Below are 10116 nucleotides of genomic sequence, written 5' to 3'. Positions count from 1 at the left end.
TCCGCGACCGGCACCGGGGCCGCGTCGGTGTCCGCGACCGGCACCGGGGCCGCGTCGGTGTCCGCGACCGGCACCGGGGCCGCGTCGGTGTCCGCGACCGGCACCGGGGCCGCGTCGGTGTCCGCGTCCGGGACCGGGGCCGCGTCGGTGTCCGCGTCCGGGACCGCATTCGGGTCCGGGACCGCGTTCGGATCCGTGTTCGTGTTCGTCTCGGTGGTCATACGGCCGCCCCCGGGTCCTTGATCCGTTCGAGCTGGGCGTGCAGCATGTCCGCCGCGCTCTTCGTGTCCAGCGGCTTGGCCGCGGTGGCCGTGGCGGCGACCAGGACGTCGCCCACGTAGCCGTAGCAGAGCATCGAGTCGAGCTTCTCGCCCGAATCGGCCGGCGGCAGGAAGCACGAGGTCGAGTCCTTGTACCCCGCGATCTCCGGGCCCTTGCGGAAGATGTCCAGCGAGTCGAAGAGCGTCCGCTCCGCGGTGGCGATGGAGCGGACCGTGGCCCGGTTCTCCATCTGCGCCAGCTGGATGTCCATCGTGTACTCGTCGCCGTCGGCACCGGCGGTGTGCACGTAGCTGCGCATCACGATGCCCTTGACCGGGTTCTTGTCGATCTGCCGGTCCATCTCCTGGCGCTGCGAACGCGGCAGGTCCTGGATCGACTCCTTGCGCAGCGCGGTGGCCTGGGCGCCGCTCAACTGCACGTCCGAGCCGAATCCGGCCAGGTCCGGGCCCCGCCCGTACCGGTCCTTCTCGTACGGCAGCAGCATCGCCCGCAGACCGGTCTCCGCCGCCGCCCGCGCCCCCTCGGAGTCCTTGGGCAGATTCCAGACCGGGGCACCGGGGTCGCGGTCCGCGGAACCCACGGTCACGACCGTGTACGCGGCACCCGCGACGACGGCCGCGGCGAGGACGCCGACGGTGGCGAAGACGGCGATACGACGCCGGGGCCGCGCCGCCGGGGCCGCAGCGTCGGGGGCGGGGGCGGGGAGGGGCACGTCGGAAACGGCCTCGGGGACCGTCGGCTCGGGAACGGCCACGGCGGCCGCCGGCTCGGGGACCGCCGGTTCGGGGGCCGCCGGCTCAGGAACGGCCGTTTCCGGCGCCGTGGTGTCGGGGTTCACGGATTGCTCGCTCACAGCCGCTCCATCTGCCGCTTCGCCAGATCCAGCACCTTCGTCCTGGAGATCGGCTTCGTGTCGCTGATCCAGATCTCCATGGCGATGTCCCCGCGCCACGCGTGCGCCTCGGCCGAGTACACGCTCACGCCGTACTCGCTCTTGGGCTTGTGGTGGACGTACGCCATGCCGTCGCCGGTGCCGGGGACCGGCCAGCTCTCGGTGTCCTGGGCCGCCGAGTCGGCCCAGAAGTACGCGTTCGACGCCGCGTCCTCGGCAGCCCCGTCGGACTCCTCCTGGCGGTACTGGATCAGCCGGATCTCGACGCTGTAGGTGCTGCCCTCCCGCCAGGTGGTGGCGGCCGCCCGCCGGAAATCGTCCTCGGCGATCAGGTTGCGGAAGGCCACGGCCGGCTTGTCGAAGGTCTCCGCGTACTCGGTCAGGTCCATCCAGCCGTCGGTCCCCACCGTGTACAGCCCCTTGCGCGCCCCGCTCGGCTTCTTCAGCAGCAGCTTGCGCAGGTCGCCGTCGACCTTGACCTTCCGGTCCTCGGCGGCCGACAGCGGTTCCGGACCGGCGCCCTTCGCCTGCGCGACCGACGGCTGGGAGAGGGACGGCAGGGCGGTGGGCGCACGGTCGGCCTGGACGAGGTAGCCGACGCAGGTGCCGGCCACGACGCCGAGCACGGCGGCACCGGCGATCAGCGCGGCGGTACGGCCCGCCCTCCGACCTCGTCCGGGCGGGGCTTCCGGAAGCGATTCCGGCGCTATTTCTTCTGGTGCTTCTGGCCGAGGTTCCGGCGGTGTATCTGGTACGTCCATTTCATCCCCCTGTGCACAAACGGGAGCACGGATTCCTTGATCCGCGCGCCACAGGAGACTCATGGTCCGTTCAATGAGTTGTACAAGGATTAATTACGATCAGGACACCGCCGCCAGCCAGGCAGCCGCCCCCGCCGCGAGCAAGAGCGTGAGGTTGAGGGCCACTTGGCGGTCCCCCATCCTCAGATGGACCCTGACCGCGCCGACTTGGAGTACGGCGAACCCGACGGCGGCGGCCGGGCCCAGCCAGGACGCGACGCCGGTCAGACGCGGCAGGACCAGGCCGACCGCGCCGAGAACCTCGACGCTCCCGATCGCCCGCACGGCCGGCATCGGCGTGCCGTCCACCCACGCCATCATCGGCAGCAGCCGCTCCCTGCTCCCCACGACCTTCAGCCCGCCCGCGTAGAGGTAGAAGAGGGCGAGCAGACCGGCCACCACCCAGTACGCGACGCTCATGAGGAGGTGGCCGGCTCGGTGGCGTAACGGCTCATGACCTCCGCGCTCGCCTGCGGGCTCGGCGGCTCGCCGGTGGCGAACAGGTCCCGCAGGTCGCGGAAGTACTGCACGTACAGGTCGGGGGTGAACGTGCTGAGCATGACGGCCGGTTCGCCGGTGACGTTGGCGAAGGTGTGCGGGGCGCCGGGCGGCACCATGACGAGGGTTCCGGCCGTGGCGTCGTACTCCTCGTCCCCGACGGTGAAGCGCACCGAGCCGGAGACGACGTAGAAACCCTCGTCGTGCCGGGCGTGCCGGTGCTGCGGCGGGCCGGGGGTGTGCGGCGCGAGGACCGACTCGGCGAGGCCGAGTCGGTGGCCGGTGGTACGGCCGTCCTCCAGGACGCGCATCCGGGTGGTGCCGAGCATCAGCACCTCGCCGTCGCCGGGCCCGACGACGGATACCGCGGGAGTGTTGTCGTGAGTCGTCATGGTCCGATTCGACGGCCGGGGCGGTCCGGCTGTCCAAGACCTGTTCCGCCGCCCCGATACCCGATCGGTATCGTTCCTGTATGGAGCGCATGGATCGGATCGAGCTACGGACGCTGCGCTATTTCGTGGCGGTCGCCGAGGAACTCCACTTCGGCCGGGCCGCCGCACGGCTCCATATGAGCCAGCCCCCGCTGAGCCGCGCGATCAAGGCGCTGGAGACCGAGGTCGGGGCGCGGCTCTTCGACCGGTCACCGGCAGGGGTCGCCCTGACCCCCGTCGGGGCCGTCCTCCTCGACGAGGCCCGCGCGCTGCTCGACCAGGCCGACCGGCTGCGCGTGCGGGTCGCGACGGCGGCGGGGACCGCCGTCCTGACCGTCGGCCTCCTGGGCGACAGCACGGATCCGGGCGTACGGCGGCTGGCCCGCGCGTACCGCGAACGCCACCCGGGCGTCGAGATCCGCATCCGCGAGACCGACCTGACGGACCCCACGTGCGGGTTGCACGCCGGTGCCGTCGACGTCGCCCTCACCCGCGCGCCGTTCGACGGAACAGGGCTGGTGGTGCGGGAGTTGCGGGCCGATCCGGTGGGGGCGCTGCTCCGTGCCGACGACCCGCTGGCCGGCCGGGAGAGCCTGGAGCTGGCCGAGCTCGCCGAGCGGCGCTGGTTCCGATTCCCGGAGGGCACGGACCGGCTGTGGCAGTCGTACTGGAACGGCGGGCAGGCGCGGGAGGGGCCGGTGGTGCGGGCCGTCCAGGAGTGCCGGCAGGCGGTGCTCTGGAACGGCACGGTGGGCATGACGCTGGCCGGCCACGACCCGGGAGACGGGCTCACGGTCGTACCGGTCGCCGACATGCCGCCGAGCCGGGTGGTGGTGGCGTGGGCGGAGGGGGACGGGAACCCGCTGCTGCGGTCGTTCGTGCGGGTGGCAGGGGCCGCATATCGCACCGAAGCGCAGTAGTCGAACGAGTATTCTCCGCAGTATACTCGCCATATGGCCGACACCACAGTCAAGATCGACGAAACCACCAGGGACATACTGCGGGGGCTCGCCGACGCACAGGGGCTCACCATCAAGGACTACCTGGGCCGACTGGCCGAGGAGAAGCAGCAGGAACGAGCCCTTGAGACTGCCACGGCGATCTTCCGTCGCGTGATCAGCGAACCCGGGGTCATGGAAGCGTTCGACGCCAAGTACGGCGGCCTTCCACCCCGCGCCAAGGACACCGGACAGGCGGCCTGACCGTGGAGCTGAACGTCGATCATCGCTGGTTCCTGGAGCGCCAGGAGGAGATCCTCCGAGGCGACCTGACCGTCAACGATCTGTCCATTCTCGTCGGCATGACAGCCAGGCACCGGGTCAACACCCCGCATCTGGACCACGCCAACCCGGACGCGTACTGGAGGGCCGCAACCTTCCTGGAAGAGATCGTCCTGCTGCGCCCGCTGCCGGCCCGCAACGAGTTCTACGGCTATGGCGTCGCCCTCGCGTATCTCGGAGCCTCTGGGGAGCACGTGGAGGCGAAGCCCGAGCTGTGGCAGGACGTCATCGATGACATCCGCGCGCTACGACTCGACTCGTACGGCATCGCCGAGCGGCTGCGCTCGTTCAGCCGGCCAGGGGACCCTGCTTGACCCCCTCCACGAAGGCGCCCCAGGCAGAGGCTTCGAGGAGGAGCGCTCCGCGTGAGGGGGCCTTGCTGTCACGGACGGGGACGAGGGAGGGGACGTCGGTGGCTACTTCGAGGCAATCGCCGCCGGCTGTGTTGCTGTAGCTGCTCTTGTGCCAGTCAGCGGTACGGAGGAGGTCGTCGGAGACTTCGACGCATTCACCGCCATCCGTGTTGCTGTAACTGCTCTTGCGCCAGGAGACGTTGCTCAGGTCGATGGCTCGCACGGCACTTCCTCCAACATCCGCAAGATGAACGTGCGTGACTTGGCAGGGCTCAGCGCCAGGTCACGTACGGCATCATAGGTGCGGTGCAGCCGCTCAACCCGGCTTGTTTCCTCGACCAGTTCACCCCATACGTCGTTTTCAGCGTAGGCCACGGTGCGCGCATCCGGCAGTCGCAGAAACATCACGCTGGTGTTCACCAGGCCGTGGAGTCCACTGCCGAACGGCAGCACATGCAGGGCGGTGTTCGGGCGCTCCGAAGCCTCCAGCAGGTGCTCCAACTGCGTGCGCCACTCTCGGGGATCGCGTAGCGAATTGCGGAGCACGGCTTCGAAAAGGATGACCCGAAACGGCGGCGCATCCTCCTCTTCCAGCATCTTCTGCCGTCCGATGCGCGCCGCAACCTGCTGTTCCAGCTCTTCACCCCTGAGGCCACCGGCTGCGAGCGCTTCGCGGACATATCCAGGCGCCTGGAGCAGACCCGGCGGCATAGCGACGGAGTAGTGCCACAAGCTGGTCGCCTCGGCCTCCAGGGCCATATAGCGCCGGTATCGCTCCTTGAATTGCGACGGGTCAGCCATGGCCAACTCCCACAGCGCCAGCAACAACCCAGGCGTCCCGTAGAACTGATCCAGCGCCTCCACGACCTCCGGGCTCCCCAGGGTCCGCCCGCTCTCCATCTTCCCGAAGTTGGACGCGTCCCAGCCCAGTTCCTCGGCCAGCCCCTTTAAGCTCACCCCCCTGTCCGCCCGCAGCAACCGCAACTCCTCCGCGAACCGCTGCCTCGGCTCCTGACTGCGCCCCGTCACCACGCGCCTCTGCGGCACCGCACCCCTCCCTGACTCCCCGTGGAATTTGTGGAATTAGCGCCGCCAGACGGGGAAGAACTGGTCCTTCTCGGCGTGCCGACCCCACCTCCCGGCCATCCTCGTAGCAGCCTCGACACGCAGAGTAGTCCAACTCTCGCATTTCGTATAGATGTTGGACAAAAGGAGCGAATGCCATGGAGCCCGGAACCCTGCTCTACGACACCGCAACCGACCAGGTCGGCGAGTACCGGGACCAGTCGGGGCCGTACGCGATGCTGCGTCCCGTGGGGGGAGGAAGAGAGTGGCAGGCGCATCCGTCGACGCTGCGGCCCGCCACCGACAGAGAGCGGCTCAGCGCAGGCGTACGGGCGGCGAACGACCGTACCCGGGCCGTGCCGCCGGATCCCGAGGACCTCAGCCGCCCGCCGTGGCCCGTGCCCGGCTGCACCGAGTGCACGCACCTCGACGACCGGCGGGAGACGGCCCGCGCCGCCCACGACCACAGCGCGGCCACCGACGCGAACGTGCTGCTGCGCCAGCACCAGCGGGCGGAGCACCCGTGACCCGCCGCGTCTTCCGGTACGTGCCGTACGTGATCGTGCAGGACGCGGGCGCGGCGCCCGAGTACGCGGCGCGGTGCGTGTCGGGGGCCGAGGAGGACTGCGGGGCCGAGTCGGGGGTGCGCGGGCATCCGGCGGAGGTGGAGGAGTGGCAGCGCAGGCATACGCAGGAGACGCGGCACATGCGCTATCGGCGCGTCTTCGCGGACTACGCGGTGCTGACCCCGGCGTGAGCTGTTCGGCGGGCGCCTGCCGTTGTCCGTCGGCTGCGGCGCACTCACGCCACCCCGGAGCCCTCGCCCGGAGGCCGACGGATCAGGTGCAGACAGACGACCGAGGCGACGAAGGTCCGCCGTTCGGAGGCGTCCAGGCGTGGCGTCATTCCGACGACGTACTGCTGCAACCCGAGCCATGAGTCGATGGTGCTCACCTCGACCCGGCCGAGGATCTCCGGCCCGGGGTCGCCGCTTTCCGGGTCGGCCTCCGTGAGGCGCCATTCGACCGACGCCGCACTCAGTCGCGTGAGGAGGAGTTGGCGACCTTGTTCCGTCCGGAGGCTCAACTGTCGGGACTTGACGAGTCCACGGGCACCGGCGGTGCCGATCTCCCGGTCCGCTCCGTCGGCGAAGTGGAACCGCACCGGCCCGAACTGCTGGAACGGCTCGACCCGGGAACGCTTCTCGATCCGGACGGCGACCTCTCCGGACGTTCTCGTCAGGACGAACTGCAGGTGGTCGATGTCCGTGACCTCGGCGAGCGGGGTCCCCTCCACGGTGGACACGGCCAGGGCGGGGCCCCGGTACGTGCGCCACTTCGAACGCTTCGGCTGCCCCACCACGACGGCTTCCAGCGCGAACAGATCGGGTTCCGTCATCGGTCGCCCCTCCCCCGCCCCGGCTTCCCCTCGACCGGGTACGTCCACTGTGGCCGAGAACCCGTCGGATCCCCACCCCTCGGGGGCACATCGACGCCTGCACCGCGTTCACCGTCTGATCAGAGCTGGTTCGAGCCGAACCGCCAGGGACGGAGCTTCTCGGGATTCCGTACCGCCCAGATGTGCCTGATCCGGTCGCCCGCGATCTCGAAGGCGAAGACGGTCGCGACGGCGCCGTCCTGCTCGGCGACCAGGCCGGGCAGGCCGTTGACCGTGCACTCCAGGAACGTGGTGCGGTGGCCCGCCACGCGGGCGATCTCGGCGTAGGCACGGGCGATCCGCTCACCGCCCACGATCGGGTCCAGGTGGGTGACGGCCAGCCCGCCGCCGTCGGCGGTCGCGGTGGCGTCGGGGTCGAGCAGGCCGATCAGGGCGTCGATGTCCTTGGCCTCCCACGCCGTCCGGAACCGCCTGACGATGCCGGCCTGCCCGGCGCTCGGGCCCGCGGGGGCCTGCGCGGTGCGGATGCGGCGGCGGGCGGAGGAGGCCAGCTGGCGGCAGGCCGCCGGGGTGCGGCCGACGATCTCGGCGACCTCGCCGAAGGGGTAGCGGAAGACGTCGTGCAGGACGAACGCGACGCGCTCGGCCGGGGTCATCGCGTCGAGGACGACGAGGAAGGCCATCGTCACGGACTCGTCGAGGGTGATCCGGTCGGCCGGGTCGGCTCCGCCGGAGCGCGCGGTGGTCCACTCCGTGGGCTCGGGCAGCGGTTCCGGGATCCAGTCGCCCACGTAGGTCTCCCGCCGGGCCCGCGCCGAGCCGAGCTGGTTGAGGCAGATGCGGCTGGCGACCGTGGTCAGCCAGGCGCCGGGCGATTCGATGGCCCGCCGCTCGGGCGCGGACATGGCGTACCAGCGGGCGTAGGTCTCCTGCACGACGTCCTCGGCGTCGGCGAGGGACCCGAGGAGCCGGTAGGCGAGGTTGATCAGCTGACGCCGCTCGCTCATGACCGCGCCGAGGCCCGGATCGCTCTGCGCGCCCTGCTCACCCTGTTCGCCCTGCTCGGCTCCCGTGGTCATGGCCGGTCCGTCTCCCTCGCTCGCCCGTGTGGCTGTGCCCCTACCCGGTACGACAGAACAGCGCACCGGAATGTCAGGCCGGCGGGCCGCCTCACATCCGGCGGGGCCGCGTTGTCGTACCGGTGAGGACGACGACAGGACGTCGACGACTAGGGGACTTTGATGAACGACTTCCAGGCCATCGCGGACCGCGTCGAGATCGAGGCGCTGCGCGGCGAGTTCACCGACGCGGCGATGATGCGCGACCGGCCCCGCCTGGCCTCGCTGTTCACCCCGGACGGTGCGCTGCGCATGCCCAACATCCCCGTCGAGCAGATCGGCCGCGAGGAGATCATCTCCGGGGGCGAGCGGCTGCAGAGCCAGTGGGACTTCTTCGTGCAGAACACACACCCCGGCACGATCCGGATCGACGGCGACACCGCGACCGGCCGCGCCTACATCCAGGAGATCGCCCGCACCCTCGACGGCCGCCAGGGTCTCAACTACGCCGTCTACCACGACCGTTACCAGCGCACCGCGGAGGGCTGGCGGTTCGCCGAGCGGGTGTACGAGGTCAGGTACCTCGACACCTCCCCGCTGGCGGGCACGGCGCCCCGAGCGGCGCCTGCCGCCTCCTTCGCCGACCCGGCACCGGCCGAGCGGCTGGAGCTGACGGCCGCCGCGCTGCGTGCCAACGGCTTCGCCGCCGAGATCCTGGACGACACCGCTGCCGCGCGCGCCCGCGTCAGGGAGCTGCTGCCCGAGGGCGCCACCGTGTTCACCGGAGCCAGCGAGACGCTCCGGCTCTCCGGCATCGACGAGGACATCAACACCGGCGGCCGGTACGACGCCGTCAGGCCGCGCGTCCTGGCCATCGACCGGGCCACCGGCGCCGACGAGATCCGCAGGCTGCTCGCCAGTCCCGAGTACGTCGTCAGCAGCGTCGCCGCGGTCACCGAGACCGGCTCGCTCGTTCTCGCCTCGGGCAGCGGCAGCCAGCTCCCAGCCAACGCCGGCGGGGCCGCCCACGCGGTCTGGGTCGTCGGCGCGCAGAAGGTGGTGCCCGACCTGAACACGGCGCTGCGCCGCGTCGAGGAACACGCCCTCCCGCTGGAGGACGCCCGTGCCCGGGAGGTGTACGGATCACCGAGCGCCGTCAACCGGCTGCTCGTCCTCAACGCGGAGCCCCGCCCGGGGCGCGGGACCGTGCTGCTGCTCCGGGAGGCCGTCGGATACTGACCGGACGCGGCGGGTCCTGGTCGGTGGTTACGCTTCCGGCATGGCGAAGAAGCTGGTGATCAAGGTGACGGCGGGGGCGGACGCCCCCGAGCGGTGCTCGCAGGCGTTCACGGTGGCGGCGGTGGCCGTGGCGAGCGGCGTCGAGGTGTCGATGTGGCTGACCGGCGAGTCCGCGTGGTTCGCCCTGCCGGGCCGCGCCGCCGAGTTCGAGCTCCCGCACGCGGCCCCGCTCCCCGACCTGGTCGACTCGATCCTCGCGGGCGGCACGCTCACCCTCTGCACCCAGTGCGCGGCCCGCCGGGACATCACGGAGAAGGACGTCATCGAGGGCGTACGGATCGCGGGCGCGCAGGTCTTCGTGCAGGAGGCGATGGCGGACGGGGCGCAGGCGCTCGTGTACTAGGGCGCCTAGGACCTCGGCCGCTTCTTGCCGTCCAGCTCGTCCCACCACTCGTCCGACTGCGGATCACCGGAGGGGTCGTCCCACCAGCGGTCGTCGGGTCCACGACGGTTCGCGACCATTGCGGCGACCGGGGGGATGACCATGGCCACCACGCACATCCCCACGGCGGCGGGGACGGACCAGATGCGTACGACAGCCCACGCCAGGACGAAGAGACCGATGCAGATCCCCATCATGACGAAGTAGACGCGACGGCGACGGGCCAGCATGCATCCAGGGTAGGTCGGCCGGGGAGGTTGAGCACGGGACGGACAGCGGGCGCGGGCCCGCTCAAGGACCGACGGACGGAGTCCGGCACAGCGTCACGAAGCCTGCGAAGCAGCGCGAGCGACGCGTCAAGAAGGGGCGACGCGACGG

At 71.0% G+C, this 10116-nt stretch carries 17 protein-coding genes; 7 read left to right on the top strand and 10 right to left on the bottom strand.

The features are described 5' to 3' along the window. From ACZ4UV_RS33450 to ACZ4UV_RS33430, 5 genes are all read right to left on the bottom strand, one after another. Nucleotides 1-221 (bottom strand): hypothetical protein (locus tag ACZ4UV_RS33450; RefSeq protein ID WP_467843069.1); only part of this gene is annotated, 221 nt, incomplete at its 3' end. Next, entirely contained in the window at nucleotides 218-1135 is a 918-nt protein-coding gene (locus ACZ4UV_RS33445) for a hypothetical protein (RefSeq protein WP_467843066.1), read from the bottom strand. The genes ACZ4UV_RS33445 and ACZ4UV_RS33450, both read right to left, overlap by 4 nt. Continuing rightward, on the bottom strand, nucleotides 1132-1800 hold the full coding sequence (locus ACZ4UV_RS33440) for a hypothetical protein (protein WP_467843063.1): 669 nt from the start codon (nucleotides 1798-1800) through the stop codon (nucleotides 1132-1134). The genes ACZ4UV_RS33445 and ACZ4UV_RS33440 overlap by 4 nt, the downstream gene beginning before the upstream one ends. Before the next feature lie 234 nt (nucleotides 1801-2034). After that, nucleotides 2035-2394, bottom strand: a complete 360-nt coding sequence (locus tag ACZ4UV_RS33435) for a DoxX family protein (protein WP_451019545.1) — start codon at nucleotides 2392-2394, stop codon at nucleotides 2035-2037. After that, nucleotides 2391-2864: a cupin domain-containing protein gene (locus tag ACZ4UV_RS33430; RefSeq protein WP_467843060.1), complete on the bottom strand. Its 474-nt coding sequence runs from the start codon at nucleotides 2862-2864 to the stop codon at nucleotides 2391-2393. Before ACZ4UV_RS33430 ends, ACZ4UV_RS33435 begins: the two co-directional genes overlap by 4 nt. 98 nt (nucleotides 2865-2962) lie before the next feature. On the opposite strand from ACZ4UV_RS33430, the gene ACZ4UV_RS33425 reads away from it, so the two are divergent. From ACZ4UV_RS33425 to ACZ4UV_RS33415, 3 genes are read left to right on the top strand one after another with little or no spacing between them, the layout of a single operon-like run. After that, nucleotides 2963-3823, top strand: a complete 861-nt coding sequence (locus tag ACZ4UV_RS33425; protein WP_467843854.1) for a LysR family transcriptional regulator — start codon at nucleotides 2963-2965, stop codon at nucleotides 3821-3823. A gap of 33 nt (nucleotides 3824-3856) precedes the next feature. After that, on the top strand, nucleotides 3857-4105 hold the full coding sequence (locus ACZ4UV_RS33420) for an antitoxin MazE7 (RefSeq protein ID WP_451019543.1): 249 nt from the start codon (nucleotides 3857-3859) through the stop codon (nucleotides 4103-4105). A gap of 2 nt (nucleotides 4106-4107) precedes the next feature. Beyond that, nucleotides 4108-4497: a toxin Doc gene (locus tag ACZ4UV_RS33415; protein ID WP_351498174.1), complete on the top strand. Its 390-nt coding sequence runs from the start codon at nucleotides 4108-4110 to the stop codon at nucleotides 4495-4497. Here the strand turns inward: ACZ4UV_RS33415 and ACZ4UV_RS33410 are convergent. Both ACZ4UV_RS33410 and ACZ4UV_RS33405 read right to left on the bottom strand, forming a co-directional pair. Next, nucleotides 4472-4759, bottom strand: coding sequence for a DUF397 domain-containing protein (locus ACZ4UV_RS33410; RefSeq protein ID WP_467843056.1), 288 nt, complete (start codon nucleotides 4757-4759; stop codon nucleotides 4472-4474). The genes ACZ4UV_RS33415 and ACZ4UV_RS33410 overlap by 26 nt on opposite strands. Continuing rightward, entirely contained in the window at nucleotides 4741-5583 is an 843-nt protein-coding gene (locus ACZ4UV_RS33405; RefSeq protein ID WP_467843053.1) for a helix-turn-helix domain-containing protein, read from the bottom strand. Before ACZ4UV_RS33405 ends, ACZ4UV_RS33410 begins: the two co-directional genes overlap by 19 nt. A 176-nt stretch (nucleotides 5584-5759) precedes the next feature. Between ACZ4UV_RS33405 and ACZ4UV_RS33400 the strand changes: the two genes are divergently transcribed. Together ACZ4UV_RS33400 and ACZ4UV_RS33395 are read left to right on the top strand one after the other, a co-directional pair. Further along, complete coding sequence (locus ACZ4UV_RS33400) at nucleotides 5760-6128, top strand: hypothetical protein (RefSeq protein WP_467843050.1); 369 nt, start codon at nucleotides 5760-5762, stop codon at nucleotides 6126-6128. Then, nucleotides 6125-6358, top strand: coding sequence for a DUF7848 domain-containing protein (locus tag ACZ4UV_RS33395; RefSeq protein ID WP_467843047.1), 234 nt, complete (start codon nucleotides 6125-6127; stop codon nucleotides 6356-6358). Before ACZ4UV_RS33400 ends, ACZ4UV_RS33395 begins: the two co-directional genes overlap by 4 nt. Before the next feature lie 44 nt (nucleotides 6359-6402). Here the strand turns inward: ACZ4UV_RS33395 and ACZ4UV_RS33390 are convergent, their stop codons facing one another. Together ACZ4UV_RS33390 and sigJ are read right to left on the bottom strand one after the other, a co-directional pair. After that, nucleotides 6403-6999: a hypothetical protein gene (locus tag ACZ4UV_RS33390; protein ID WP_451019539.1), complete on the bottom strand. Its 597-nt coding sequence runs from the start codon at nucleotides 6997-6999 to the stop codon at nucleotides 6403-6405. A gap of 119 nt (nucleotides 7000-7118) precedes the next feature. After that, nucleotides 7119-8078 carry an RNA polymerase sigma factor SigJ gene (sigJ, locus tag ACZ4UV_RS33385; protein ID WP_451019538.1) on the bottom strand — a complete coding sequence of 320 codons (960 nt, stop codon included), beginning with the start codon at nucleotides 8076-8078 and terminating at the stop codon, nucleotides 7119-7121. A gap of 162 nt (nucleotides 8079-8240) precedes the next feature. On the opposite strand from sigJ, the gene ACZ4UV_RS33380 reads away from it, so the two are divergent. After that, on the top strand, nucleotides 8241-9296 hold the full coding sequence (locus ACZ4UV_RS33380) for an LUD domain-containing protein (protein WP_451019537.1): 1056 nt from the start codon (nucleotides 8241-8243) through the stop codon (nucleotides 9294-9296). A gap of 40 nt (nucleotides 9297-9336) precedes the next feature. Beyond that, a complete protein-coding gene (locus tag ACZ4UV_RS33375) occupies nucleotides 9337-9699 on the top strand; it encodes a DsrE family protein (protein ID WP_093501301.1) in 363 nt (120 codons plus the stop codon). 5 nt (nucleotides 9700-9704) lie between these two features. Here ACZ4UV_RS33375 and ACZ4UV_RS33370 read toward each other — a convergent pair whose 3' ends face one another. After that, a complete protein-coding gene (locus tag ACZ4UV_RS33370; protein ID WP_294005149.1) occupies nucleotides 9705-9968 on the bottom strand; it encodes a DUF3099 domain-containing protein in 264 nt (87 codons plus the stop codon). Nucleotides 9969-10116 lie beyond the last annotated feature (148 nt).

The organism is Streptomyces sp. NPDC028289 (assembly GCF_055565975.1).
The sequence above is the reverse complement of the archived record's forward strand: the minus strand, read 5'-3'. Positions and strand labels throughout refer to the sequence as shown.